Origin of the sequence: Pseudomonas sp. D47 (assembly GCF_045447305.1) — a bacterium.
Taxonomy (GTDB): domain Bacteria; phylum Pseudomonadota; class Gammaproteobacteria; order Pseudomonadales; family Pseudomonadaceae; genus Aquipseudomonas.
Window position 1 is genome coordinate 1 of record NZ_JBJGXU010000031.1, and the last position, 26,397, is coordinate 26,397.

24 protein-coding genes and 2 pseudogenes are annotated in these 26,397 nt (G+C 61.7%); 13 read left to right on the plus strand and 13 right to left on the minus strand.

Features of this window, described 5'->3' with window-relative positions; genetic code table 11:
* Positions 1 to 248 precede the first annotated feature (248 nt).
* Positions 249 to 2,228, plus strand: a complete 1,980-nt coding sequence (locus ACI77I_RS19550) for a U32 family peptidase (protein WP_094950586.1) — start codon at positions 249 to 251, stop codon at positions 2,226 to 2,228.
* Here the strand turns inward: ACI77I_RS19550 and ACI77I_RS19555 are convergent.
* Positions 2,206 to 3,111 (minus strand): DMT family transporter, encoded by a 906-nt coding sequence (locus ACI77I_RS19555; protein ID WP_242149336.1) that lies wholly within the window; start codon positions 3,109 to 3,111, stop codon positions 2,206 to 2,208. The genes ACI77I_RS19550 and ACI77I_RS19555 overlap by 23 nt on opposite strands.
* Positions 3,112 to 3,220: 109 nt before the next feature.
* Here ACI77I_RS19555 and ACI77I_RS19560 point away from each other — a divergent pair, with 109 nt between their 5' ends.
* Positions 3,221 to 3,664: an Lrp/AsnC family transcriptional regulator gene (locus tag ACI77I_RS19560; RefSeq protein ID WP_406998218.1), complete on the plus strand. Its 444-nt coding sequence runs from the start codon at positions 3,221 to 3,223 to the stop codon at positions 3,662 to 3,664.
* Between the two features lie 157 nt (positions 3,665 to 3,821).
* Here ACI77I_RS19560 and xylB read toward each other — a convergent pair whose 3' ends face one another.
* The 6 genes from xylB to ACI77I_RS19590 all read right to left on the minus strand — a co-directional run bounded on the left by xylB (position 3,822) and on the right by ACI77I_RS19590 (position 10,531).
* A complete protein-coding gene (gene xylB, locus ACI77I_RS19565; RefSeq protein WP_406998219.1) occupies positions 3,822 to 5,282 on the minus strand; it encodes a xylulokinase in 1,461 nt (486 codons plus the stop codon).
* A 16-nt stretch (positions 5,283 to 5,298) separates the two neighbouring features.
* Positions 5,299 to 6,291: a LacI family DNA-binding transcriptional regulator gene (locus ACI77I_RS19570; RefSeq protein ID WP_406998220.1), complete on the minus strand. Its 993-nt coding sequence runs from the start codon at positions 6,289 to 6,291 to the stop codon at positions 5,299 to 5,301.
* Positions 6,292 to 6,312: 21 nt separating this feature from the next.
* Positions 6,313 to 7,245: an ABC transporter substrate-binding protein gene (locus ACI77I_RS19575; RefSeq protein WP_406998221.1), complete on the minus strand. Its 933-nt coding sequence runs from the start codon at positions 7,243 to 7,245 to the stop codon at positions 6,313 to 6,315.
* A gap of 34 nt (positions 7,246 to 7,279) precedes the next feature.
* Complete coding sequence (locus ACI77I_RS19580) at positions 7,280 to 8,272, minus strand: ABC transporter permease subunit (protein ID WP_094950535.1); 993 nt, start codon at positions 8,270 to 8,272, stop codon at positions 7,280 to 7,282.
* Complete coding sequence (locus ACI77I_RS19585) at positions 8,265 to 9,797, minus strand: sugar ABC transporter ATP-binding protein (RefSeq protein WP_406998222.1); 1,533 nt, start codon at positions 9,795 to 9,797, stop codon at positions 8,265 to 8,267. Before ACI77I_RS19585 ends, ACI77I_RS19580 begins: the two co-directional genes overlap by 8 nt.
* A gap of 182 nt (positions 9,798 to 9,979) precedes the next feature.
* Positions 9,980 to 10,531, minus strand: coding sequence for a cytochrome b (locus tag ACI77I_RS19590; RefSeq protein WP_094950537.1), 552 nt, complete (start codon positions 10,529 to 10,531; stop codon positions 9,980 to 9,982).
* Between the two features lie 157 nt (positions 10,532 to 10,688).
* On the opposite strand from ACI77I_RS19590, the gene ACI77I_RS19595 reads away from it, so the two are divergent.
* The 7 genes from ACI77I_RS19595 to ACI77I_RS19625 are packed head-to-tail and all read left to right on the plus strand — an operon-like array spanning position 10,689 to position 16,989.
* A complete protein-coding gene (locus ACI77I_RS19595) occupies positions 10,689 to 11,366 on the plus strand; it encodes a thermostable hemolysin (RefSeq protein WP_094950538.1) in 678 nt (225 codons plus the stop codon).
* Complete coding sequence (locus ACI77I_RS19600; protein WP_406998223.1) at positions 11,356 to 12,834, plus strand: AMP-binding protein; 1,479 nt, start codon at positions 11,356 to 11,358, stop codon at positions 12,832 to 12,834. Before ACI77I_RS19595 ends, ACI77I_RS19600 begins: the two co-directional genes overlap by 11 nt.
* The gene (locus tag ACI77I_RS19605) at positions 12,831 to 13,505 is read left to right on the plus strand and encodes a TenA family transcriptional regulator (protein WP_094950540.1); all 675 of its coding nucleotides are present in this window, start codon (positions 12,831 to 12,833) and stop codon (positions 13,503 to 13,505) included. The genes ACI77I_RS19600 and ACI77I_RS19605 overlap by 4 nt, the downstream gene beginning before the upstream one ends.
* Positions 13,492 to 14,301 carry an SDR family oxidoreductase gene (locus ACI77I_RS19610; protein ID WP_242149327.1) on the plus strand — a complete coding sequence of 270 codons (810 nt, stop codon included), beginning with the start codon at positions 13,492 to 13,494 and terminating at the stop codon, positions 14,299 to 14,301. Before ACI77I_RS19605 ends, ACI77I_RS19610 begins: the two co-directional genes overlap by 14 nt.
* Positions 14,298 to 14,942: a tetratricopeptide repeat protein gene (locus ACI77I_RS19615; RefSeq protein WP_263472584.1), complete on the plus strand. Its 645-nt coding sequence runs from the start codon at positions 14,298 to 14,300 to the stop codon at positions 14,940 to 14,942. Before ACI77I_RS19610 ends, ACI77I_RS19615 begins: the two co-directional genes overlap by 4 nt.
* An 11-nt stretch (positions 14,943 to 14,953) precedes the next feature.
* A complete protein-coding gene (locus ACI77I_RS19620; protein WP_242149321.1) occupies positions 14,954 to 15,616 on the plus strand; it encodes a response regulator in 663 nt (220 codons plus the stop codon).
* Positions 15,613 to 16,989, plus strand: coding sequence for an ATP-binding protein (locus ACI77I_RS19625; RefSeq protein ID WP_406998224.1), 1,377 nt, complete (start codon positions 15,613 to 15,615; stop codon positions 16,987 to 16,989). Before ACI77I_RS19620 ends, ACI77I_RS19625 begins: the two co-directional genes overlap by 4 nt.
* 54 nt (positions 16,990 to 17,043) lie before the next feature.
* On the opposite strand, the gene ACI77I_RS19630 is transcribed toward ACI77I_RS19625, so the two are convergent.
* Positions 17,044 to 18,117 (minus strand): NAD(P)-dependent alcohol dehydrogenase, encoded by a 1,074-nt coding sequence (locus ACI77I_RS19630; RefSeq protein WP_094950545.1) that lies wholly within the window; start codon positions 18,115 to 18,117, stop codon positions 17,044 to 17,046.
* 363 nt (positions 18,118 to 18,480) lie between these two features.
* Between ACI77I_RS19630 and ACI77I_RS19635 the strand changes: the two genes are divergently transcribed.
* The 3 genes and pseudogenes from ACI77I_RS19635 to ACI77I_RS19645 all read left to right on the plus strand — a co-directional run bounded on the left by ACI77I_RS19635 (position 18,481) and on the right by ACI77I_RS19645 (position 21,461).
* Positions 18,481 to 19,830, plus strand: a complete 1,350-nt coding sequence (locus ACI77I_RS19635) for a HAMP domain-containing sensor histidine kinase (RefSeq protein ID WP_242149318.1) — start codon at positions 18,481 to 18,483, stop codon at positions 19,828 to 19,830.
* Complete coding sequence (locus ACI77I_RS19640) at positions 19,815 to 20,198, plus strand: response regulator (RefSeq protein WP_242149316.1); 384 nt, start codon at positions 19,815 to 19,817, stop codon at positions 20,196 to 20,198. Before ACI77I_RS19635 ends, ACI77I_RS19640 begins: the two co-directional genes overlap by 16 nt.
* Before the next feature lie 9 nt (positions 20,199 to 20,207).
* A pseudogene (locus ACI77I_RS19645) lies at positions 20,208 to 21,461 on the plus strand (EAL domain-containing protein).
* A 65-nt stretch (positions 21,462 to 21,526) separates the two neighbouring features.
* Here the strand turns inward: ACI77I_RS19645 and ACI77I_RS19650 are convergent.
* Positions 21,527 to 22,525, minus strand: a complete 999-nt coding sequence (locus tag ACI77I_RS19650; protein WP_242149310.1) for a succinylglutamate desuccinylase/aspartoacylase family protein — start codon at positions 22,523 to 22,525, stop codon at positions 21,527 to 21,529.
* A 214-nt stretch (positions 22,526 to 22,739) separates the two neighbouring features.
* Between ACI77I_RS19650 and ACI77I_RS19655 the strand changes: the two are divergent.
* Positions 22,740 to 23,168 (plus strand): annotated as a pseudogene (locus ACI77I_RS19655) (TetR family transcriptional regulator C-terminal domain-containing protein); the annotation flags it as partial.
* On the opposite strand, the gene ACI77I_RS19660 reads toward ACI77I_RS19655, so the two are convergent.
* The 4 genes from ACI77I_RS19660 to ACI77I_RS19675 are packed head-to-tail and all read right to left on the minus strand — an operon-like array spanning position 23,124 to position 26,382.
* Positions 23,124 to 24,122, minus strand: a complete 999-nt coding sequence (locus ACI77I_RS19660; RefSeq protein WP_242149307.1) for a DMT family transporter — start codon at positions 24,120 to 24,122, stop codon at positions 23,124 to 23,126. The pseudogene ACI77I_RS19655 and the gene ACI77I_RS19660 sit on opposite strands and share 45 nt — an antisense overlap.
* Positions 24,119 to 24,817, minus strand: coding sequence for an ABC transporter permease (locus ACI77I_RS19665; RefSeq protein WP_094950552.1), 699 nt, complete (start codon positions 24,815 to 24,817; stop codon positions 24,119 to 24,121). Before ACI77I_RS19665 ends, ACI77I_RS19660 begins: the two co-directional genes overlap by 4 nt.
* A 6-nt stretch (positions 24,818 to 24,823) precedes the next feature.
* Complete coding sequence (locus tag ACI77I_RS19670) at positions 24,824 to 25,528, minus strand: ABC transporter permease (RefSeq protein ID WP_094950553.1); 705 nt, start codon at positions 25,526 to 25,528, stop codon at positions 24,824 to 24,826.
* Complete coding sequence (locus ACI77I_RS19675) at positions 25,528 to 26,382, minus strand: transporter substrate-binding domain-containing protein (protein ID WP_406998225.1); 855 nt, start codon at positions 26,380 to 26,382, stop codon at positions 25,528 to 25,530. The genes ACI77I_RS19670 and ACI77I_RS19675 overlap by 1 nt, the downstream gene beginning before the upstream one ends.
* Positions 26,383 to 26,397 lie beyond the last annotated feature (15 nt).

Consider the following 26,397-nt stretch of genomic DNA (forward strand, 5'->3'; position numbering starts at 1 on the left):
CGCGACAACCAAAGAATTCAGCCCATAAAAAGATGTGTAGATACCTATGCTGCGATAGCATCAACCGGCTATCCCTGCCGTACCGAGGTGCCTGCATCGCAGCAGTGCGGCGATTCGACAAGCCAGCTCCCACACTGTATCGGCGTCGCCTTCGCGCATTCGGCCTGATAGCCCTGTGGTAGATGCCGGTCAGGCATTTCAGAGCTACAATGCACGCCTCGACCGTGACAAGCCTGACTAAAAAAACTATGTCCTTGCCCAAGCATCACCTGGAATTGCTCAGCCCTGCCCGCGATGTCGCCATCGCGCGCGAGGCTATCTTGCATGGCGCCGACGCCATCTACATCGGCGGCCCGAGCTTCGGCGCCCGCCACAATGCGTGTAACGAGGTGAGCGATATCGCTCAACTGGTCGAATTCGCCCATCGTTACCACGCCCGTGTGTTCACCACCATCAACACCATCCTGCATGACAACGAGCTGGAACCTGCGCGCAAGCTGATTCATCAGCTGTACGACGCCGGTGTCGATGCGTTGATCGTGCAAGACCTGGGCGTGATGGAGCTGGATATTCCGCCGATCGAGCTGCACGCCAGTACCCAGACCGATATCCGTACCCTGGGCCGTGCCAAGTTTCTCGACCAGGCCGGTTTCTCGCAGTTGGTCTTGGCCCGTGAGCTGAACCTGCAGGAAATCCGCGCCATCGCTGATGAAACCGATGCCGCCATCGAGTTCTTTATCCACGGCGCCCTGTGCGTGGCGTTCTCCGGGCAGTGCAATATCTCCCACGCGCAGAATGGCCGCAGCGCCAACCGTGGCGACTGCTCCCAGGCCTGCCGCCTGCCGTACACCTTGAAAGATGATCAAGGCCGCGTCGTGGCCTTTGAAAAACACCTGCTGTCGATGAAAGACAACAACCAGAGCGCCAACATCCGCGCGCTGGTCGAAGCCGGTGTGCGCTCGTTCAAGATCGAAGGCCGCTACAAGGACATGGGCTATGTGAAGAACATCACCGCCTATTACCGCCAGCGCCTCGACGACGTGCTCGAAGACCGCCCGGACCTGGCCCGCGCTTCGAGCGGCCGTACCGCGCATTTCTTCCTGCCCGACCCGGAAAAAACCTTCCACCGTGGTAGCACCGACTACTTTGTCAGCGACCGCAAGATCGACATCGGCGCGTTCGACACGCCAACCTTCACCGGCCTGCCGGTGGGTGTGGTGGAAAAAGCTGGCAAGCGCGACTTGCAGGTCGTCACTCATGAGCCGCTGTCCAACGGCGACGGCCTCAATGTGCTGGTCAAACGCGAAGTGGTGGGTTTCCGCGCCAACATTGCAGAACCCAAAGGCGAGTTCGAAGAAGACGGCGAGAAGCGTTACCGCTACCGCGTCGAGCCGAATGAAATGCCTGCCGGCCTGCATCAACTGCGCCCGAACCATCCGCTGAACCGCAACCTGGACCATAACTGGCAACAGGCGCTGCTCAAGACCTCGGCCGAGCGCCGCATCGGTCTGGCCTGGGTGGCACGCCTGCGCGAAGACCAGTTGCACGTGACCGCCACCAGCGAAGAAGGCATCAGCGCCAGCGTCACCCTGCCCGGCCCGTTCGGTGTGGCCAACAAGCCGGAACAGGCGCTGGACACCTTGCGCGATCTGCTTGGCCAACTCGGCACCACCGAGTATCACGCCACGAACATCGAGCTGGACGCGCCGCAAGCGTTCTTCATCCCCAACTCGCAGCTCAAGGCATTGCGCCGTGAAGTGATCGAAGCGCTGACCACTGCGCGGGTCGCGGCTCACCCGCGCGGTGGGCGCAAGGCCGAGACCTCGCCGCCGCCGGTGTACCCGGAAGCGCACTTGTCGTTCCTCGCCAACGTCTACAACCAGAAAGCCCGTGACTTCTATTACCGTCACGGCGTGAAGCTGATCGACGCGGCCTTCGAAGCCCACGAAGAAACCGGCGAAGTGCCGGTGATGATCACCAAGCACTGCCTGCGGTTCTCGTTCAACCTGTGCCCTAAACAGGCCAAGGGTGTGACGGGCGTGAAGACCAAGGTGGCGCCAATGCAGCTGATTCACGGCGATGAAGTACTGACCCTGAAGTTCGACTGCAAACCCTGCGAAATGCACGTGGTGGGCAAGATCAAGGGGCATATCCTGGGCTTGCCACAGCCAGGCAGCGGCGTGGGCCATTTTGACCCAGAAAATATCATCTTTCAGGGCACGCACTAGCCCTTGGGGAGCGGGGCCACCACCAGCCCCGCTGCAACCCCGCTGCCGCCAGCAGAATCGCCGCAACCCCCAGCCATTGCAGCCAACCCAGGCGATGCCCAAAGGCAATCCAGTCGACAAAAATCGCCGCAATCGGGTAGATGAACGACAGCGCGCCGGTAATGGCCGTCGGCAGTTTCTGGATCGCCCCGTACAACAACACATACATCAAACCGGTGTGCACCACGCCCAACGTGACCAGCGCAGCCCAGGCATGGGGCGCTGCAGGCAAGCTGTTCCAAGGCACTAACGGCGCCAGCAACAATGCGCCCGTAATCACTTGAATCAACGCCATCAAATGCGGCGGCACTGCCTTCAGGCGCTTGATGATCAGCGCCGCAATCGCATACAAAAACGCCGCGCCCAGGGCCAGGGCGATACCCGCCAGATAATCCCCGCCACCGCTCTGCTGCTCGCCATGGGCGGTGACAATCGCCAACATGCCTAGGAACGCCACGCTCAACCAGGCCAGTTTTTGCAGCGTGATCTTTTCCCCGAGAAACACCGCCGCCAGCACCACCAACATGAACGGCTGCACGTTGTACACCGCCGTACTGATCGCGATGGAAGCACGGGAATAGGATTCGAACAGCAGCAACCAGTTGCCCACAATGGCCACGCCACTGAGCATCGCCAGCCCAAGCTTGGCCCAGCTGAGCAGGTCCAGCCGCAGGTAGCCCAGCAGCGCACACACCAGCAACAGCGTCAGCGCGCCGATCACACAGCGCCAGAACACCACTTCGATCACCGACACACCCGACACCAGCACAAACCAACCAATGGTGCCCGAGATCAGCATGGCGGCGACCATTTCCCACGACCCGCGACGAATAGATGTGTCCACGATGGAAGCTCCTCAAGTGAGGCTCAATTATGGCAATCTGCTGGTCAGCGGCTCCAGCGACTAAAAAAGGCAAAACCTCGAAATCACCTTTTCTTATTAGGCACACGGCATGATTGACACTATCGACCAGAAACTGATCGCAGCTTTGATGGATGACTCGCGTCTGTCGCTCAAGGCCCTGGCGGGTATCACCGGGCTGTCTTCGCCCAGCGTCGGCGAACGCCTGCGCCGCCTGGAAGAACGCGGCGTGCTGACGCACTACACGGTCGATATCGACCCCAAGCACTTCGGCTACCTGCTGCAGGCCATCGTGCGCATCCGCCCCTTGCCGGGCAAGTTGCAGGAAGTGGAGCGCCAGATCCAGGCGATTCCCGAATTCACCGAGTGCGACAAGGTCACCGGCGAGGACTGTTTTATCGCGCGGCTGCACGTGCGCACCATGTACCATCTGGACACGTTGCTCGACCGGATCAACGCCTATGCCGAAACCAACACCGCTATCGTCAAGAAAACCCCGGTTAAACGCCGATTGCCGCCGCTGGTTGATGAGTGATCCTGTGTCACTAACGTAATGACCGGATCGCTATTGTGTCAGGGACGACCTCGCTGGACCGCGTACTGCGCCGGTTGGCCAGTCATACGGTTTGATCTACTGTGGCGAACGGGCTTGCCACAACAAGCACGCTCGCCACAGAAGAAGCGGCAGTCTCTCAAGCCTGCAGCGTCTTCGCCGCCGTCAACAACCCTTGGAACTTGCGATACCGGGCTTGCAACACCGGCTGCTGAGCCAGGTCAGGCCAATACCTGGCCTTGACCGGCATCCCTGCCTCCAGCAGATGCGCGCCCTCGCCAATCGCCAGAAACCCAAGTTTCGCCGCGCCAATACACGCACTCAGTTCACTGCCCTGCAAGGTGAAAATCTCCCGCTGCAGAATGTTCGCCAGTAACTGCGCCCAGTACTCGCTACGCGCCCCGCCGCCCACCAATGCACACGCGCCCACGCTGGCACCCGCAGATTGCACGGCGCGCAAGGCATCCAGTAAGCCAAACCCTACGCCTTCCATCACCGCATAACCGAGCATTGCCGGTGTGCAGTCATGGCCCAGGCTCATAAAACCGCCGCGCAGCAAAGGGTCGTTATGCGGCGTGCGTTCACCGGCGAGGTACGGCAGAAACAATGGCGTATCCAATGGCACCGGTTGGCCGATCGGCAACTGTGCCTGCACTTGGTCCAGTAAAGTTTGCTCATCCGGCATGCCGGTCAGCCGCGTCACCCAACGCAAGCAACTGGCGCCGGCGAGCATCGCGCCCATGGTGTACCAGCGGTTGGGCAATGCGTGACAGAAATTGTGCACCGCACTGGCCGGGTTGCCGGCGGCGTGATCGGTGATCGCAACAATGGCTGCGCTGGTGCCCAGGGTGATGAAGCCGTCACCGGCATTGATCGCGCCGATGCCGACGGCGGCGACCGGGTTATCGCCGCCGCCACCGGCAATCACCACGGCGGGCGACAGGCCCAGCCCGGCTGCCGTCACGCGCCCTGCCACCGCGCCGCCTTCCACTAGCTGGGGCATCTGCGCAGGTGCAAGCCCGGTGGCGCGTACCATCGGGGTAAACCATTGACGGTGCGCCACATCCAGCCACAGTGTGCCGGCGGCATCGGACATGTCGCTGATGCGCTCACCACTCAAGCGCAAGCGCAGGTAATCCTTGGGCGACAGCACGCAGGCAATCGCCTTGAACACCTCGGGCTCATGCTGTTGCAGCCACAGCAGTTTCGGCGCGGTCAGCCCGGCCATCGGCAAGCTACCGGTGACCTCGGCAAAGCCTGGGCCGAGTTGTTGCGCTTGGGCGACAGCGCGCGAGTCGTCCCACAGGATGGCCGGGTACAACACGCGGTTGTCATCCCCGAGCAACACCGCCCCGTGCATCTGCCCAGACAATCCAATGCATGCCACACGACTGAAAGCCTCATGTGTGCGCAACTGGTCGAGCGCCTGCAAGCAAGCCTGCCACCAATCTTGCGGCGCCTGTTCAGACCAGCCGCTATGGCGCCGGGAAACACTCAGGCGCACACCGGTATGGGCCAACACGGCGCCGCTGGCGTCCATCAGGATCGCCTTGAGTTCCGACGTGCCCAGATCAATACCGAGGGAAACAGGACTGCTCATACGTGGTTCATTCCGATCAAATACAGCCACATGAATTACGGTATTGCAGGCTCGGCGCCAGGCGCACGCTGTGTACCGGCGCGGCTGGCGTGGCCATGCGTTGCAGCAGCATTTGTACCGCGCGCGCGCCCAGCTCCTTGACCGGTTGAGCAATCAAGGTCAGGCGCGGCACGAAAAAATCCGCCCAGTCAAAATCATCAAAGCCCACCAGGGCGATCTGCCTCGGCACCTCAATCTGCGCGTCACGCAGGGCGTGCATGGCGCCCAGCGTCATCAGGTTATTGCCTGCCATGATCGCCGTCGGCGGTGCTGCCAAGGCCAGCAACTGCGCAGTCGCAGCCCGCGCCGGTTCACTGTTGGAGCCGCCGCTGACCAGCAACTGCGGGTCAAACACCAAACCAGCCGCCTGTAAGGCAGCCCTATAACCCGCCACGCGTTCATCGGTCGTGCCAAGCCCCGCACGCCCGGCAATAAAGCCAATACGCCGGTGCCCGTGCTCAATCAAGTGCGCGATCAGGGCCTGGGTCGACTGGGTATTCTCCACCCCGATCTGGTCAAACTGCAGGCTCATCATGCGGTCCACCAGTACCGTCGGCACTTGATTGGCCTGCAAATATTCCAGAGCCTTCGTGCCGGTGGACGGTGCCAGCAGAATCCCATCGACGCGCCGATGATGCAGCGCCGTGACCACCCGCAGCTCCTGCTCCGGGTCGTCGTGGGGCTCGACAAACAGCATCATGTAACCGTGCTTGGCGCATTCAGTTTCAATCGCGTGCACGGTTTCACTGAAGTAATGGTTGGACAGCGCCGAGATCGCCACGCCTATCGTGCTGGTGCTCGAACGGGCGAGCGAGCGCGCCAGGGTATTGGGGATGTAACCCAACTCGGCGATCGCGCGCTGTACCGCCTGCACCGTGGCCGGGCTGACCTTGCGCGTGCCGTTCAACACGTGGGACACAGTCGACGTCGACACACCCGCCCTGCTTGCCACGTCATCCATGGTGACCACGACGCTTTCCTCTTCAGTGAATCAATGTTTACTCGACCAGCCGCTGTAAGTAGCCACGTTGTCGCGGGTGATCAGTTTTGGCGTAAGCAGGATAACCGCTTCGGCCGGGGCTTTGTCATTGAGCAAGTCATTGCCCACATTCACCGCTGTCTGCGCCATGGCCCACGGGTCCTGGCTGGCCGAGGCCTGGATTTGCGTGTCGGTCTTCAGTGCATTCTCGATATCCGGCGCACCGTCCACCGAGGTGATGAGGATGGCGCTGCGTTTGAGCTGCTTGGCCGCCAAGTCACTGCCAATCGCTTGCGGGTCGTTGATCGCGAACAGGCCGTCGATTTTCGGGAAGCGCGTGAGGTAGCCCTGCATCACGTTCAGGCCGCCTTCGCGCGAGCCTTTGCCGTCCTGGTCATCGGACAGCACCTTGATGTCTGGCGCCGAAGCCAATGCAGCCTTGCAACCTTTGACGCGGTCCGTCACGGCGGTGACTTGCGGGCCATTCTGAATGATCACATTGCCCTTGCCCGCCAGCTTGTCCACCAGGAACTGGCAGGCCAGCTTGCCGGCTTCAACGTTGTCGGTTTGCACCGTGGCATTCACGCCTTTGGCGTCCACATCCACGGCCACCACGACGATGCCGGCATTGCGGGCTTTCTTGATCGCCGAGGCCATGGCCGATGGGTCGACGGCGTTGAGCAGGATCAGGTCAACCTTGGACGAAATGAAATTGTCGATCTGCGAAAATTGCTTGCTCAAGTCATAGTCGGCCGACACCGAGGTCACCTTGACGTTGGGGTTCAGCTCTTTGGCTCGTGCAGTGGCGCCGTCGGCCAGGGTGACGAAATACGGGTTGCCGAGCGAGCCCATGCTAATGCCCAGGGCTTTGAGTTCACGGGCTTGCACGACGTTTGACATCAAGGCAGCCAAGGCAATAACGGGAAACAGGCGTTTAAGGTTCATGCGGGTCTCTCTTGTGATTGTTGTAGGAGTGAACTCAGGTGCGCGCACCGGACTGGCGATAGCGATCCAGCGCCACCGCGCCGATGATCACGATGCCCTTGATGATGTACTGCCAGATGTCCGACACGCCCAGCAGCACCAGGCCGTTGGTGAGTACCGCGATAATCAGCGCGCCGATCAGCGTGCCGCCGATGGTGCCGACGCCGCCGGTAAAACTGGTGCCGCCCAGGATCACCGCGGCAATCGCATCCAGCTCATAGGATTGCCCCAGTTGCAGGCCGTTGGCCGCGAACAGGCGCGAAGCGCTCATCACCGCGCCAAGCCCGGCCAATGCACCGGACATGGCGTAGACGAACAGCAAGACTTTCCACACCTTGATCCCCGACAGCCGCGCCGCCTCGGGGTTGCCGCCCACTGAGTAGATCTGCACGCCCATGACGGTACGGCGCAGGATGAACCACGACAGCACCACCACCGCCACCGCGATGATCACCAGCCACGGCACGCCGAGCACCGAGTCATTGCCGATAAACGCAAACGGCAGGTCGGGGTTGAACACGGTCTTGTCATCCGCCAACAAGCGCGCCAGGCCACGCATGGCGGTCAGTGCACCGAGGGTGACGATAAACGGTGGCAAGCGCATGAAGGCGATCAACCCGCCATTGACCAGGCCCAGCAACAGGCCGAAACCGATGCCGGCAGCAATCCCGAACATGCCGAACTGTGGCGACATCGAGGCCTGCAACGCGACCACAGCGGACGCCGCGAGAATCGCGCCGACGGACAGGTCAATGCCCGCCGTCAGAATCACAAAGGTCATGCCCGCCGCCAGCACCACATTCACCGAGGCTTGCTGGGTGATGATCGACAGGTTCTGCACGGTGAGAAAGTTCTCACTGGCCAGGGCAAACCCCACCAGCAGCAACACCAGCACCGGCAACATGCCAACGGTGCGCATCAGCTCACGAACGCGCTCCGCTTTGCCGACGGGCGCGAGGGTCAGTGTGTTGTTGTTTGAATCAGCCATGGGCAGCCACCTGATCGCCACCAGTGGCGAGGTCAATAATGCGTTCTTGGGAGATGGCGTGGCCCGAAGCCCCGCCGACTTCGGCCACCAACTGGCCTTCGCGCATGATCAGCACGCGGTCGCACGTGCCGATGATTTCCGGCAGCTCGCTGGAGATCACCACAATGCCAACGCCCGCCAGCGCCAGTTGGTTGATGATGCGGTAGATCTCGGACTTGGAGCCGATGTCCACGCCCCGCGTCGGTTCGTCGAGGATCAGCACATGCGGCTTGACCTCCAGCAGCCGTGCTAACAGCACTTTCTGCTGGTTGCCGCCGCTCAAGGCGCCGACATTGACCTTGCCCGATGCCACCCGAATCGACAGCGACTTGATCGCGTCATTTGAACGCTGCGCGGCATGGCCGCGATCCAGCACGCCACCGGCATGCGCGTCCGGCACACAGGCACACACGTTGATGTTGTCGGCCACGCTCATGTCCAGGAACAGGCCCTGGGCCTTGCGGTCTTCAGTGAGGTAAACCACGCCCGCACGAATCGCGTCCGCCGGGTTACGCAGTTGGGTGACGGTTTTGCCGACCACTTCAAGGGTGCCGGAGGTGCGCGGGTCGGCGGCGAAGATCAGCCGCGCCAGCTCCGTGCGCCCTGCCCCGACCAACCCGGCAATGCCCAATACTTCACCGGCGTGCAGGTCGAAGCTGCAATTGCGCACGCGCTTGCCATCGGCCATGTCACGCACGCGCATCACCACGTTGCCGGGGTTATAGGCGGCGTGTTCCTTCTTGTAGAAACCGGAGAGGTCGCGGCCCACCATCATTTTCACCAGCACTTCGGCCGACAACGCGTCGCGGGTCAGCTCGCCGATGTACTGGCCGTCGCGCAGCACCGAGACCCGGTCCGACAACTCATAGATCTCAGCCATGCGGTGGCTGATGTAGATAATCGCCAGGCCCTGGCTGCGCAGGTGCTTGATCAACGCAAACAGGCGGTCGGTCTCACGCGATGACAGTGGCGTGGTCGGCTCGTCCATTACCAGGATCCTGGCGTGGGCATGCAGCGCGCGGGCGATTTCGACCAACTGGCGCTCGGCAATCGACAGGCTGCTCACCGGCGTGGTGGGTTTGAACTCGGCGCCCAGGCGTTGCAGCACCTCGACGCAGCCGGCTTGCATGCCCTTGCGGTCGATGGTCCAGCCGCGCCGCAGTTCGCGGCCCAGGTAGATGTTCTCGGCCACGCTGAGGTTCGGGCACAGGCTCAGTTCCTGGTAGATCACGGCGATGCCGAGGGTCTTGGCGGTGGCGGGGTCGAAGGTGGCGACGGGCTGGCCGTCGATGCGGATTTCACCGCCGGAGTCGGCCTGGTAAGCGCCGGAGAGGATTTTCATCAGGGTCGATTTGCCGGCGCCGTTCTCCCCCATCAACGCGTGAATTTCACCGGGGTAGACCTTCAGACCGACATTCTTGAGCACGCGCAAACCGTTGAAGGTTTTGCTGATGCCCTGCATCTCAAGCAAGGGTTCAAGGCTCATGGATGAGCTCCTGGCATTATTATTTTTGTAGGCGAGTGCCGCCGACTCTATGCCAGATACATTTGCTTACGCAAGCGCTTGCGTGTGCCGTTTATCGTTTGGTTAAACGTTTCATCAAGCGCAGAAGTGATAAATCTCTGTTGGCTGAAAGCTCGCGCGCAAGCTTTCAGCCATCAACGTTTTCAGCGCCCGTAACGCTTGGGCAGCATGCGCACCAGGGTGTTGTCATGCACCCAGTAATGGTGGAACAACCCAGCGGCCGCATGCAGGCCGATCAACCAATACCCGGTGCTGCCCAGCCACTCATGCCAGTGTTTGAATTGCTTGGCCAGGTCCGGGTCCGGTGCTACCAACGTCGGCAACGCAAACTCAAAATACGGCACCGGCTTGCCGGCAGCGTTGAGCATCAGCCAGGCCAACAACGGCGTCACAATCATCAAGCCATACAGCGCACAGTGCATCAGGTGCGACGCGGCCGTCTGCCACAGAGGCGGACGTGGCAGGATCGCCGGACGGGGCGCCAGACGCCCCAGTAAGCGCAGCCACACCAGCACGAAAATCGCGATCCCGAAGAGCGAGTGAGCCCCCAGGAACAGTCCCTTGAGCGCGTTGCCTCGCGGCAGCAGGCCTTTGATTTCAATGCAGGTGTACACGCCGACAAACAGCGCCAGCATCAGCCAGTGCAGGGTCATCGAGAGTCTCGCGTAGCGCGGTGTCAGCGGATTTTGAGTCATGGGGTACAAACCTTCTGCGTGAATGGTGGCGCTACCCTGCCGCCCCAGTCTTAAGGCAGTCTGAAGATCGGCAAACCGATCATTTTCACCACCTTCAGACTTCGTTAAGAAATGCCTTTGATACTCCTCCCAACATCACGTGGGAGGCGTACCGCCAATGCCCGATATCGATTGGAAGACTTCTTTGCCCCTGCTGTTCGGCCAGGCCGACAGTGCACAACTGCGCCTAGCCCGCGCCCTGCCCCACGACCCACAGCGCCCGGCATTCGAGGCGTTTATCCAACAGCGTTTTCGCATTGCCCATGGCGCCGACATCCGACACTTCATGCCTCAGCTGTTTGGCGTCAGCCAGGCTAACGGCGACCTGTGTGCGGTCGCCGGGGTACGGCTGGCAGGTGACGAGCCGCTGTTTCTGGAGCGTTACCTGGACCATCCGATCGATCCGCTGATCAGTGCCGCCGCCGAGCAAACGGTAGAGCGCCACGCCATCGCCGAAGTCGGCAACCTGGCCGCCAGCGACACCGGCAGTGCGCGCCTGAGCATCATCGCGGTGACCTGGTTACTGGCCATGGGCGGCCTGGAGTGGGTGGCGTTCACCGGCAATATCGGCCTGGTCAACAGCTTCCACCGCCTGGGGTTGAAGCCGGTCACCCTGTGCGCGGCCGACCCGCAACGCCTGGGCGATGACCGCCATCACTGGGGCAGTTACTACGAAAGCCAACCCTGGGTGCATGTCGGCAATATCCGCGCCGGGTTCATCCACTTGCGCAACATGGGCCTGTTCTCACGCCTTGGGTTGCCCACTACCTTTGAGGACACCAGCCATGTCGCCTGAAACCCGCCGCTTCCACGCTGTGCTGCGCGGCTATGCCGAACGTAACGACGGCGCCATCGCCCTGTGGGGCGATACGTTGAAAATGGATTACACCTCACTGTTTGCCGAGGTTGCCTATCGCCAGCAACGCCTGCGTGATGAAGGCGTGAACGTGGTCGCCTTGGCCTTGGACAACGGCGTCGATGCCATGCTGTGGGACTTGGCAATACTGTTCGAGGGCTTGACCTGCCTGACCTTGCCGCCGTTTTTCAGCCCTGCTCAGCGTGCCCATTGCCTTGAACAAAGCCACGCCGAACGGGTGATCGCCGAGCCGTATCTTGAGGCTGAGCTGTTGGCCGCCGGTTACCACCAAGGCGGCGACTTCTGGTGCAAAACCTTTGCAGACCGCCCTTCGATGCCGTCGGGCACGGCCAAGGTGACATTCACCTCCGGCACCACCGGGGCGCCCAAGGGCGTATGCCTGAGTGCCGATAGCGTGCTGCGGGTCGCTCGCGAGTTGCACCAGGCCAGCCACGCCACCGACCCACGTCACCACTTGGCGCTGCTGCCCATCGCGATTTTGCTCGAAAACCTCGGTTGCTACGCCGCGCTGTATGCCGGCGCCACCTTGAGTGTGCCCAGCCAGAGAAGCCTGGGTATCCAGGGCGCCAGTGCGGTGGACGCCGCGCAATTGCTCGGTTGCCTGGCGGAGCGTCAGCCCCACAGCCTGATTCTGGTCCCGCAATTACTGCTGATGTTAGTCATCGCCGCCGAACAGAAGGCGTTCAGCCCGCGAGGGCTGCGCTTTGCTGCGGTGGGTGGTGCGCGCGTTTCCAAAGCCTTGCTGCACCGGGCACAACAGTTGGGCCTGCCGGTGTTTGAAGGTTACGGGCTGTCCGAATGTGCCTCGGTGGTATGCCTCAATCGCCCCGATGCGCAGCGCCCGGGCAGCGTCGGCCGGCCCCTGCCCCACGTGGAAATCCGCTTGGCCGAAGACGATGAAGTGCTGATCAAAGGCTCGACCTTGCTCGGCTACCTGGGTCACAGCGAACAACCCGAGCAGTGGTGGCCCAGCGGCGATCTGGGCGCCTTCGATGAAGACGGCTTTCTCTACCTCAAGGGCCGCAAGAAACATCAGTTCGTGACCAGTTACGGCCGCAACGTCAACCCAGACTGGGTCGAGGCCGAATTGACCCAAGGCGGCGTCATCGCCCAGGCGTTCGTCTATGGCGAAGCCCTGCCCGAGAATCACGCGTTGCTCTGGCCCCATAGCAACGCCTGCACCGACGCCCAACTGGCCGCCACCGTGGCCACAGTCAATAGCACCTTGCCCGACTACGCCCAAGTGCATCAATGGACGCGCCTGGATGAACCCTTCAGCGCCGCCAACGGTTTGCTCACTGCCAACGGCCGGCCACGGCGCGACGCCATCGTCGCGCGTTATCAAACCCAACTGTCTACCGCACACAAAGAGGAAACCCCATCGTGAATTTTTTCGACACGCTGCAAGAGGCCACCCAACAGGAACGCCAGGCACTGTTCAGCCTGCCGATCATTCGGGATGCGCTGGAAGGTAAAGTCAGCCTGGAGAGCTATCGCGCGTTTCTTGCCCAGGCCTACTACCACGTTCGTCATACCGTGCCGTTGATGATGGCCTGTGGCGCGCGCCTGCCCTCGCACTTGGAATGGCTGCGCAAGGCCGTCTGCGAATACATCGAGGATGAATATGGGCATGAGCAGTGGGTGCTCAATGACATCCACGCCTGTGGCGGCGACAAGGATGCAGTACGTGACGGGCGCCCGGGTTTGCCTATCGAACTGATGGTCAGTTACCTCTATGACCTGATCGCCCGCGGCAACCCGGTGGGTCTGTTCGGCATGGTCAATGTGCTCGAAGGCACCAGCATCGCCCTGGCCACTCACGCCGCCGGCAGCATTCGCGAACGCCTGCAACTGCCTGCCACGGCGTTCAGTTACCTCAGCTCCCACGGTTCCCTGGACATCGGCCATATGGAAACCTACCGCCGCTTGATGAACAGCCTGCAAGACCCGGACGACCAGGCTGCCGTGATCCATGCGTCAAAAGTGGTGTACGCCCTTTATACCGACATGTTCCGCAACCTGCCGCGTATCGGGGAGGCTGCTCATGCGCCTGTCTGATGCCCGCGTCGTGCTGACCGGCGCCAGTGGCGGTATCGGCCTGGCGATTGCCGACGCCCTGTGTGCCAGCGGGGCGCAAGTGCTGGCCGTGGCACGCCATCGCGCACCGCTGGAGCCCTTGCTCGACCAATACCCGCAGCAGCTGTGTTGGGTGAGTGCCGACCTGACCTTCCTCGCCGACCGCCGCAAAGTGCTGGCCGCGGCCGAGGCCATCGGCGGTGTCAACCTGCTGATCAACGCCGCCGGCATCAATCACTTCGCCATGCTTGAGCAGTTGGACGACAACGAAATCAACGGCATGCTGGCGTTGAACATCACCGCGCCGATCTGCCTGACCAAGCTGCTGTTGCCCCTGCTCAAGCAAGCCGAGAGCGCCATGGTGGTGAACGTCGGCTCCACCTACGGTTCCATCGGCTACCCCGGCTATGCCACTTACTGCGCCACTAAGTTTGCCTTGCGCGGGTTTTCCGAGGCGTTGCGCCGGGAGTTGGCCGATACGCGGGTGGGTGTGTTGTACGTGGCGCCGCGCGCCACCCATACGCGCATGAACAGCCAGGCGGCGCAGGCCTTGAACACGGCCCTTAAGTCCAACGTCGATGACCCGCGCATCGTCGCGTCGGCCGTGACCCAGGCAATCGCCAAGGATCGTCGCGATCTGTACTTGGGCTGGCCGGAGCGCTTCTTTGTGCGCCTCAACAGCCTGTTGCCGAACCTGGTCGACCGTGGCTTGCGCAAGCAATTGCCATTGGTACGTCGCTTGAGCGACAAACCCGTGAATAAGGATCTGAATCCATGAAACGTCTTTTCGTTGCGCTGCTGCTCACCGCCCTGAGCCCCTTCACCTGGGCCCTGGATGCGGGCGATCAGCAGCGCCTGGCTGACATCCAGACGCGCTGGGCGCATATTCAATACAACCTGCCCGAGGAGCAGCGTACCCAGGCCTTTGAACAGCTCGCCACCCAGGCGAACGCTTTCACCCAAGCCCGCCCCCAGGCTGCCGAAGCGTGGATCTGGGCCGGGATTGTCTCCAGCAGTTGGGCCGGCGCCCAAGGTGGGCTCGGCGCATTGAGCAAGGTCAAGGCAGCCAAGGTCGACCTGGAAACAGCACTCGCGCTAGACCCCAAGGCCCTGCAAGGCTCGGCCTATACCAGCCTGGCGGCGCTGTACGACCGTGTACCCGGCTGGCCGATCGGCTTTGGCGACGCCGACAAGGCGCAACAGTTACTCAAACAGGCCTTGCAACTGAACCCGGCGGGCATTGATAGTCTGTATTTCTGGGGCGACCACCTGTACCGGCAAAAACGCTATGGCGAAGCCCGGGACGCCCTGCGCAAAGCCTTGCTGGCCGCGCCACGGCCAGGTCGGGAAACTGCCGATACCGGACGCCGCAAAGAGATCGAAGGCTTACTGGCCGACGTCGACAAGAAACTCAACTGACAGGAGTCCATGTGCGGCTATTACTGATCGAGGATGATGTAGCGCTGGGCGAAGGTATTCACCAGGCGCTGGTGCGTGAGGGCTACACCGTTGACTGGCTGCAAGATGGCAGCAGTGCCTTGCATGCGCTGCTCAGCGAAACCTTTGATGTGGTCGTGCTCGATCTGGGCCTGCCGCGCATGGATGGGCTGGAAGTATTGCGTCGCCTGCGTGACAGCGGCGCCAACGTGCCGGTACTGATCCTCACGGCGCGGGATGCCACCGAAGACCGCATCGCCGGGCTCGACGCCGGTGCCGATGACTACCTGATCAAACCCTTCGACCTGGCCGAACTCAAGGCACGCCTGCGGGCGCTGCTGCGCCGTAGCGCCGGGCGTGCGCAGGTACTGATCGAACATGCGGGCATTTGCCTGAACCCCAGCACGCAACAGGTCAGCTACAACGGCGCAACCGTGCTGCTGACGCCCAAAGAATATCAACTGCTGCACGAACTGCTCTCGCCGCCCGGGCGCGTCATGACCCGCGACCAGTTGATGCAGTTGCTCTACGGTTGGAACGAAGAAGCTGAAAGCAACACCCTGGAGGTGCACATCCATCACCTGCGCAAAAAGTTCTCCAGTGAGCTGATCCGCACCGTTCGCGGCGTTGGCTACCTGGTGGAGGAGCGTCGATGACGTCGATTCGGCGGCGCACCCTGACGTTGATCATCGGCCTGCTGCTCTCCGGGTTATTGGTGATCAGCGTGCTTAACCTGCATGACAGCAACCACGAAATAGCCGAAGTCTACGACGCCCAACTGGCGCAGAACGCGCGCCTGCTCCAGGGCGTCATGAGCATGCCGCTGGCCAGTAAAGATCAGGCTGACCTGTATCGGGCGTTCAACAAAGCCTTGGGCGAAGCCATACCCAAGGTGGACGGGCACCCTTACGAAAGCAAAATCGCTTTTCAAGTGTGGAGCCCCCAGGGTGAACTGATGGTGTTTACCGCCAGCGCCCCCTCATTTGCCACGCCGCCCGCCCAACCCGGGTACAGCAATGTCAACGACCTCAATGGCCGTGAGTGGCGCGGCTTTGTGCTCAAGGACAAAGACACCGGGCTGCGGATCTGGGTAGGAGAACGCGACGACGTGCGCTCCGACCTGGTAGGCCGCATCGTGCGCCACACCTTGTGGCCCAATGTATTGGGTAGCCTGATCCTGGCTGCGATGGTCTGGCTGGCCATCGGTTGGGGGCTCAAGCCGCTGGCCAATATGGCCGCCACCTTGCGCGCACGGCATTCCGGCTCCCTGGAACCGATGCAACTGACCCCGCTGCCCATGGAGCTGGAACCGATGCAAGCCGCGCTGAACCGCATGCTGGCACAGATCCAGGAAGTGCTCGGCCGCGAGCGGCGCTTTATCGCCGACGCCGCCCACGAAATGCGCACGCCCCTGGCGGTTTTGCGCGTGCACGCGCAAAACCTGTTGGAAGCCGGCACTGAAACCGAACGGCGCGAGTCCCTCGCATTTCTGATCACGGGCGTCGACCGCACCAGCCGCCTGGTCAACCAATTGCTGACCATGGCCCGTCTGGAGCCCGGCGCCGGGCAACCACCGGTGCAGGCCATCGACCTGGCGACCACCGTGCGTGACACGCTGATTCAGTTGACGCCCTGGCTGCTGAGCAAGGGCCTGGAATTGGTGTTTGACGTAGATGATGCGCACTACAGCGTAAGGTCCGAGGCGTCCACCATCAATATCGCCCTGACCAATCTGGTGACCAACGCGGCAAACTTCTCACCGGAACACGGGGTGATCACGGTGGGCCTGCGCCAAAACACCAGCGGTTTCGAACTGAACGTGGATGACCAAGGCCCCGGCATTGACGAGAACGAGCGCGATCGGCTCTTCGAGCTGTTCTACAGCAGGGGCAATGCCGAAGGGGCAGGCTTGGGGCTGACCATCGTACAGACCATCGCCCAACGTCTTGGGGGGCATATCAGCCTGGATAATTTGGCTGACGGCGGGTTGAGAGCCTCCCTGCAGATCCCGCGATCACTTGACGAATAACCCCAGCCACATCGCGAAGGCTTGCCCGAGCGTTAGCCGCCTATGCGCAGGTCTTCAGGGGGTAATCGCGACTTTCATGACGCCGTCGCGCTGGTGGGCGAACAGCTCATAGGCGGCCTCAATATCGTCGAGTTTGAAACGGTGCGTCACCAGCGGCGACAGATCCACCCCGCCGCTGGCCACCACGGCCATCAACCGGCGCATGCGTTCCTTGCCGCCGGGGCACAGGGTCGACACGATGCTGTAATCCCCCAGCCCCGCCCCAAACGCATCATAGGGAATACGCAAGTCACTGGAGTACACCCCCAGGCTGGACACGCGCCCGCCCGGACGCAGCACCCGCAATGCCGACTCGAACGTGCCTTGGGTGCCCAGGGCCTCGATGGCCACATCCACCCCACGGCCGTCGGTCAAGGCCATGATCTGCTCGACCACATCGCCTTTCTTGAAGTCGATGATATGGGTGGCCCCCAGGCCTCGGGCCACGCCCATGCGTTCAGTGACGCCGTCGACGCCAATGATCATCGACGCGCCCTTGAGCCGCGCGCCCGCCACCGCGCACAGGCCGATAGGCCCCAGGGCGAAGACTGCCACCGTATCGCCAATGCTCACCTCGCCGCGCTCGGCGCCGGAAAAACCGGTGGACATAATGTCCGGGCACATCAGCACCTGTTCGTCGCTCAGGCCATCGGGAATCGGGCACAGGTTGGCCAGCGCATCAGGAACCAGCACGTATTCGGCCTGGCAGCCGTCGAGGGTATTGCCGAATTTCCAGCCGCCGGCGGCGCGAAAGCCATGGCGTGTGTCGGGGCCGTCTTGGGAGCCGCAGCCGCACAGGCAGGCATAGCTTTGCCCGCTGGGGGTGATGGCGCCGGCGATCACCCGCTGGCCCTCGACAAAACCGCGTACCTGGGAGCCCAGGCGTTCAATCACGCCCACCGGCTCATGGCCGATAGTCAGCCCTTTGGCCACCGGGTACTCGCCGCGCAGGATATGCACGTCGGTGCCGCAAATAGTCGTGGTGGTGATACGTACCAATGCGTCCAGCGGACCAACTTCGGGAATCGGTTTGTCGTCTAGAACGATGCGGTTTTTTTCAACGAAAACTGCGGCTCTCATGGTAGCCATGGGGTGATCTCCTGCTCCAGGGAATACCAGACTGCGCCGTGATGGGGCCGTGCACGTTGATCATGATCAACAATCCCGCGATTGCCCTGTGCAATTGACCGGGCATTGGGTGCCTGGCCCATTCCTTGGGGTTCCACAGCGTTACCGACCCCGATGACAGTACCCGGATCATCCGTAGCGTGGCGCTCTGAGCATGACGATAGCGGAACGTATGAGTGCATTCGTACGGCGCTGAGCGCAGCATCTGCTATTGTCCAAAGACCTCATCTCCTGCTCGTCGCCTTGGCGCGATCTTCTGTGAGCATGCTCTGCGCCATCACCATTCGATGATGGCGGGCCTGAAGTTCCCGGAACGCCACCGCGATGGATAAAAGCCCCACCGACCGACCGCTGGAACCGCAATCGCGGGCCGAAAAGATCGTCGAGTTCAAACGCCAGAAAACCCTGCTCAAGACCGGCGCCCTGCAGGACGCAATCTTCAACAGCGCCTATTTTTCCAGTATCGCCACCGACGAAAAAGGCGTGATCCAAATCTTCAATGTCGGCGCCGAGCGCATGCTCGGCTACGCCGCCGAAGACGTGCTGAACCGCGTCACCCCTGCTGACATTTCCGACCCCGCCGAGCTGATCACCCGCGCCGCCGCTCTCAGCCTGGAGCTGGACACGCCCATCAACCCAGGCTTTGAAGCCCTGGTATTCAAAGCCTCACGCGGCATCGAAGACATTTACGAGCTGACCTACATCCGCAAGGACGGCAGCCGCCTGTCGGCGATGGTCTCGGTGACGGCCTTGCGCAATCGCCACGACACGATCATCGGCTACCTGTTGATCGGCACCGACAACACTGCGCGCAAACAGGAAGAAGCCGAACGCAAAGGCTTCGAACGTGCGCTGGAAGAAAAGAACCTGGAGCTGGAACACGCCAACCACATGAAGTCCGAGTTCCTCGCCACCATGTCCCACGAGCTGCGAACGCCACTGAATGCGGTGATCGGTTTTTCCGAGGCCTTGAAGGACGGCTTGGTCGGCGACATGAGCGAGGTGCAGCGCGAGTACATCGGCGACATCTTCACCAGCGGCCAGCATCTGTTGTCGCTGATCAACGACATTCTCGACCTGTCCAAGGTCGAGGCCGGGATGATGGACCTGGAGCTGGAGGCGGTTGAACTCGCCGGCTTGCTGGCCAACAGCTTATTGATCGTGCGCGAGAAAGCCGCGCTGCAACGCATCCAGTTGAAGCTCGAATGTGAGGGCGATTTCGGCACCCTGGAACTGGACCTGCGCAAGACTAAGCAGATCATCTACAACCTGCTGGCCAATGCGGTGAAGTTCAGCGAACACGGCGCCTCGGTGACCCTGGCGGTACGCGAGGTCAGCCACGCTCAGGTTGGGCAGATTCCCGGCGATTGGCCGACCCACGGCTTCGCCCTGCAACCCAGCAGCCACGAGCGCTTTCTGGAATTGAGCGTCAGCGACACCGGCATCGGTATCGCCGAAAACGACATGAGCAAGCTGTTCAAGGCGTTCAGCCAGATCGACAGCAGCCTGGCGCGCAAATTCGAAGGCACGGGCCTCGGGCTGGCGATGGTCAAGCAACTCACCGACCTGCATGGCGGCAGCGTCGCCGTCGCCAGCCGCGAAGGCGTGGGCACCCGCTTTGTGGTGTGGCTGCCCTTGCATCGTGCGCCGGAGGCCACATGGCCGAAATCCTGATCGTCGAAGACAACCAGGCGAATATGCGCCTGGCGCGGTTATTGCTGGTCAATGTCGGTCACACGGTGTTGTGGGCGGCGGATGCCGAGACCGGCCTGACCCTGGCGCGGGAAAAACAGCCGGCGCTGATCCTGATGGATATCCAGCTGCCCGGAATGGACGGCCTCGCCGCCACCCAATTGCTCAAGCAAGACCCCGACACCGCGCACATTCCGGTGATCGCCCTGACCGCCATGGCCATGAAGGGAGACCGCGAAAAAACCCGGTTGGCCGGGTGCGACGCCTACATCATCAAGCCGCTGCGCTACAAAGAGCTTTACCAGATCATCGACAGCCTGCTGCAACAACACATCAGCCCTCTTACATGAGTCCTCTCCATGGCCAGCCAACCCGCAACGCTATTGATCGTTGATGACGAACCCCAGGTTCGCAAGCTGTTGGAAACCCTGCTGCAACACGAGGGCTACCAGACCCTGAGTGCCGCCAGCGGTGAGGAAGCCTTGCAGTTGGTGGCGCAACAGCCGCCGGACCTGATCCTGCTGGACATCATGATGCCGGGCATGGACGGCTACGAGGTGGCCAGTCACTTGAAGGGCAACGAAACCACGGCGAGTATTCCGATCATCATGCTGTCGGCGCTCAGTGAGTCGAGCGCACGCGTCAGCGGGCTGGAAAGCGGCGCCGAGGAGTTCCTCAGCAAACCGGTGGAGCGTGTCGAATTGTGGCTGCGGGTGCGCAACCTGCTGCGGCTCAAAGCGCGTGGCGATCAGTTGAAGATCCATAACCTGATGCTTGAGCAACAACTGCAACGGCAAACGCCGGAACCGGCAGGCATGAGCGTGCACGACCTGGCGCGCCAGGACCTTGAAAACGCCCTGCGTGAGGCGGTTCAAACTCATCAGTTCACTGTGCATTACCAACCCAAGGTCGAGCTGCTCGGCGGCCAGATCTGCGCCCTCGAAGCGCTGCTGCGCTGGGAGCGCCCAGGCTACGGCGCGGTCTCCCCTGCGGTCTTCGTGCCCGTGCTGGAAAGCCTGGGCTTGATCGTGCCGGTTGGGCGCTGGGTGATCGAGACTGTGTGCCAACAGATCGCCGTGTGGCAACGCAGCCTCGTTGGCGCCGTCGAGGTCTCGGTCAACGTCTCCGGGCATCAATTGATCGAGGGCGACCTGATTGCCGATATTGTGCAGATCCTCGCCGGAACCGGGGTTGAAGCGCATTGGCTGTAAGTTGAACTGACCGAAAGCTCGCTGATGGAAAACACCCATCACACCATCACCAGCTTGCAGCGCCTGCGGGCCATGGGGGTGAAGATTGCTATTGATGATTTCGGCACCGGTTATTCAAGCCTGGCCTATTTGCGCCGCTTTCCCATCGACACTTTGAAGATCGACATCGCGTTTATCCGCGAAGTCACCACCAACCCGCAGGACGCGGCCATCACCCGCACCATTATCGAACTGGCCCACAGCCTGGACCTGCGCGTAGTGGCCGAGGGCGTGGAAACCCAGGAACAACTGGCGTTTTTGAAGGCCGCTGGCTGCGATCAGATTCAAGGTTATCTGTTCAGCCGGCCGTTACCTGCAGCAACCCTGGAGCGTCTGCTACTGGAGCGCCTGCCGAGGGAGTGAGAGCCCTTGATCAGCCCCCGGCAACTGTGGCGAGCGGGTCTGGTTGCCACAATCGGTTTGACCCGCTACGGGTCCAACACACCGCCACTGTAACTATCCGATAACCGCGTCCCCGTGAACTTCGCGACCACCGACCCCTGCGCCACCAACCGCTCACGGTGCCCGGTCACCATCCGCCCAGTTTGCGCCGCATGCAAAATCACTTCTGATGCCGCATCGCCAGGGCGGCCAATGATCCGGGCAAACCGCTGACCTTCTTCGACCTGATCACCCAGGCCTATTTCAAACACCAGCACCCCGGCGCAGGGCGCGAAGATGGTCTCCATGCAGCCCATGTCCACCACATCACCTTGCCATTCGCTGATAGCCGCGACCTCATCAATCACCCCGTTGATGCACAGCCACGCCCACAAACCATCGGCATCCTGTTGCGCCAGGGCATCGCTGACATCCGCTTGCCCACGCAACTCGATAGTGGCCGCCAAGCGCGGCGAACTGTGGTTAAGGATGGTTTCTTCAAAGGAGCCATCGCCGCCGTCCTCCCAGACAATCACCACATCCACCCGCAACGCCGCCGCCAGCGCCAACCCTTGCTCCGGCCAAAAGCTGCGATGGATATACAGATAAGGCAGCGCCTCATCGTCAGTGTGCAAATCCAGCACCAGATCAGCATCGGCGGCCAGTTCTACCAGGCTTTTTTGCCACTGCGCCACGTTGCTCGCCGGGCGCTGCATGGCCAGGGATTGATCGAAGGCACGGTTAAAATTCTGCCCGGTAGCCTCATGAAAGCGCCCCAGCAACTTGCCCTGGCGAAACTGGCCGATACCCAACGGGTTGGCCTGTGGCACCAGCGTGACGCTGCCTTTGAGGCGGCCCTGCTCCTGGCAAGCCTGCAAACGCGGCAGCAACTGGTGCAGCACCAGCATCCCGGCGATTTCATCGGCGTGCACGCCCGCTTGCAGGTGGACCGTGGGCCCACTGCCGTCGCCCTCAAAACGCCAGGCGCCGATGTGCAGCACGTTACCGGCATCGCCTGCTACCTGCCACGAAAGGTCTTTTGCCATGCCTTGCCCTCCTCTCATCATTTAATCGCTAGAGATTGAACACACGTTCAACTAACCTGAGCAGACTGTTTTTCAAAGCTGGTCTTCAACCAAAGGCATTCCCGTGACCATCGACCCTCCCAAACTGCGCCGTGCCGACCCCGATGAACGCCGGGACTTGCTGATCGCCGCGACCCTCACCAGCCTTTCCCGCGACGGGCATGCCGGGATTTCCGTGCGCAAGATCGCCGCCCAAGCCGGTGTTTCCGTAGGCTTGCTCAACCACCATTTCGGCACCATCGATGCACTCATTGCCGAGACCTACCACAAACTCGCCAATGAACTGACCAGCGCGCTATGGGCGCAAGTCGAGCTGGCCGAAGGCGCCGCCGCACGTTTGGATGCGTTTCTCAGCGCGTCCTTTTCACCGCGGGTCATGGACCCCGACCTGCTCGGCGTGTGGGTGGTGTTCTGGAGCCTGATCCGCCACTCGCCCCACGTAAACCAGGCGCATGAAAACAGTTACCGCGCCTACCTGGCGCTGATCCAGCAATTGCTGGACGACCTCGCCCGCAGCGAAAACCTGGTGATCCACGACAGCCATCTGGCCGCCATCGGTCTATCGGCGATGCTTGACGGGCTCTGGCTCGAGGGGTGCCTCAACCCCGGCACCTTCAGCCCCGCCAACGGCCTGCACATCTGCCGGTGTTGGGTACAGGGGTTGCGTTACGGCGCATTCGGCGCCGACCACGTCTTGTGATTCGGGGTGGCGCGCACTGAGCATCGCCAAGGTGCCGCTGACGGCAATCAGCACCGCGCCGAGGATCAGCGACACATCCATCGACGTGCCCCAGATCAGGCTCGATAACACAAAGGCCCAGATCAACCCGGTGTACTCGAACGGCGCGAGCAAGGTCGCCGTGGCGCGGCGGAAACTGGCGAACAGCAGGAATTGACCGATACCACCGACCAGACCTGCCGCCAACATGCCCAGCCATGCCGGTGTGGGCGCCGGGGTATGGGTCCAGGGCAAGGTCACTGCCATGCAGATGACGAACACCCCATTGGTGATCAGCATCTGTTCCAGCACTGAGGTGGTCGGGTCGACCTGGCGCAGCTGGATATAGGTGAACGCCCAACACAATGCGGCGGCCAGGGTCAGCGCGATGGGCAACGGATCAACCATATGGCTGGGGCGACAGGCGATCACCACGCCGACAAAACCGATGATCAGCGAGATCCATTGGCCCCGGCTGGCGCGCTCCTTGAGGATCAGCGCCGCGAGCAGCGTGACCATGATCGGCGCGGAGAAATACAGCGTGGTCATTTCCGCCAGGGTCAGGTCCTTGGCGGCGGTGTAATACAGCAACCACGCCAGTAGCGACAGCACGCCACGGATGATCAGCAGCTTGCGGCTGACCGAGGTCCACGCACGCCGCAACAAGCCCATGCGCCCGGCCATCACACACGCACCCACCACCACCAGGCTGCGCCAGAACAGAATGCTGAACACCGAATAATCGGCCACCAGCCACTTGATCACCGCGTCCTGCAACGCCAGGAACGCGTAGGCCAGTGAGCACAGGGCAATCCCTTGCAATGCGCGGTTCTGGTTCATCCCACCGACCTGCGCAACGGTGTGCCGCGCCGTTCGGCGATGGCGTAGACGCCTTCGATGAGAAAGGTCAGGCACAGGTAAACCCCGGCCACCAGCAGCAACGGCTGATAGATTTGCAAGGTCTGCGCCCGTACCACGTTAGCCGCGCCCAAAAGATCGACCACGGCAATCGTCGAGGCCAGTGCCGTGGACTTGAGCAACATCACCGTCTCCCCGGCCAGTGTCGGCAACAGCAACCGCATTGCCCGTGGCAGGCGCACCCGCAGCAACGCCTGGCGCGGCGTCATGCCAAACGCAGACGCCGCCTCCATCTCGCCCTTGGGCACTGCCAGCAGGCCGCCGCGAATCACTTCACCCACATAGGCACCCACCGACAGCACCAGGGCGAACACGATGTACCAGTAACCGTCGCGCAAAAACGGCCAGAGGAAGCTGCCACGTATCATTGGAAACTGCGCAAACACGCTGCCCAACCCGTAGTAGAAAATGTAGATCTGGATCAACAGCGGCGTGCCCCGCAACACGCTGGTGTAGGCCAGCGCACCCCGCGCCAGCCACTTGCGCCGCGACAAGCGCGCCAGTGCCACCAGCACCGCCAGGGTAAAACCGAGCACTGCCGAGATCGCCAGCAGCGACAAGGTGGTCTGCAGCCCCTTGGCGATCAGCCCCGCGTAGTAACTTATCCACTCAGGCATGGCGACTCACTCGACAACCGGCATCCAGCGACGAATACGTCGCTCCAGGCGCCCGGACAGGTAGTTGGAAGCCAGCGTCACCAGGTAGTACAAGGCGGCGGCCGTGAGGTAGAACAGCAAGTATTGGCGTGTGGAACCCGCCGCCTGCTTGGCGGTGTACAGCAGTTCGTTGGTGCCGACCACGCTGATCAAGGCGCTGTCCTTGATCAGGTTGATCCACAAGTTGGACATGCCCGCCAAGGCGTACGGCGCCATGATCGGCAAGGTGACCCGGCGAAACAGGCCAAAGCCGCTGAGGCCAAACGCCCGTGCGGCTTCGATCTGGCCGTGGGGAATCGCCAGGATCGCTGCACGGAAAATCTCCGAGGCATAGGCGCCCTGCACCAGCCCCAATACCAGGACCGCCACCAACGGGCCGCTGATATTCACCTGCTCGAACCCCAGCCACAGCATCAGCGCGTTAAGGCCCATGGAGCCTGCGTAGTACAGCAGCAGGATCAGCAGCAGTTCCGGCACCGCGCGAAACACCGTGGTGTAGCCGCGCATCAACAACGCTATCGGGCGCGGCGCGCTGAGCTTGGCGCAGGCCACCACCAAGCCAATCAGCAACCCTACGACAAAGGAGCCTGCTGAGATTTGCAGGGTCATCCATAACCCTTTCAACAGCGCGTTGCCCCATCCCTGGTCACCAAAGCTGAGGAGATCCAGCATTATTCGGTCTTCTGGGCGATTTGCTGATATGGGCTGTCACAGGTCTTGCTGACAAACGCCGGGGTGTCGCTGCGTTTGCACGGGCTGACCGACAGGCCGAAGTAATGCTGGGACAAATCGTCATAGGCCTTGCTCACCAGCAACTCGCCGATAGCCTTGTCGAGGCGGGCCTTGAGCGCAGTGTCTTCCTTGCGCAGGCCGGCGCCGACGCCACGGCCGATAATCGGGTCATACGGCACGCTGGCGATATGCGCCAAGGCGCTGGCCTCCGGGGTTTTGACCATCATGGCGATGGCGGTGTCGTCGGCCATCATGTAGTCAATGCGCCCCGCAATCAGGTCGGCGCTGGCCGATTCCTGGGTGTCGTAGTACTTAAGGTCGGCGATGTTCTCATAGTACTTTTTCAGGTAATTAGCACTGACGGTGGAGATCTGCACGCCGATCAACTTGCCCTTGAGCCCCGCCGGGGAAACCTCGACTTCACTGCCTTTCGGGCCCGCCACACCGAGCAGCGAGTCGTAATAGGCACGGCTGAACGCGATCTGTTTTTCACGCTCATCGGTGACCGACATCGAGGAAAAAATCACGTCGATCTTCTTCGCCAGCAGCGACGGGATGATGCCGTCCCACGCGACTTCCTTGATCTGGCACTCGGCTTTCATGCCTTCGCACAGCTTGTGGATCAGGTCCACTTCAAAGCCGGACCACTGACCATTGCCGCCCTTTACGGTAAACGGTGGATAGGGTTCCGCGGCCACTGCGAACACGATGGGTTTCTCTGCGGCCTGGGTAAACCCTGCGGCCACCATCAACACTGCACTGCTCAACCACGTTGCCATGCGTCTGGATTTCATGATTTGCCTCGTCTT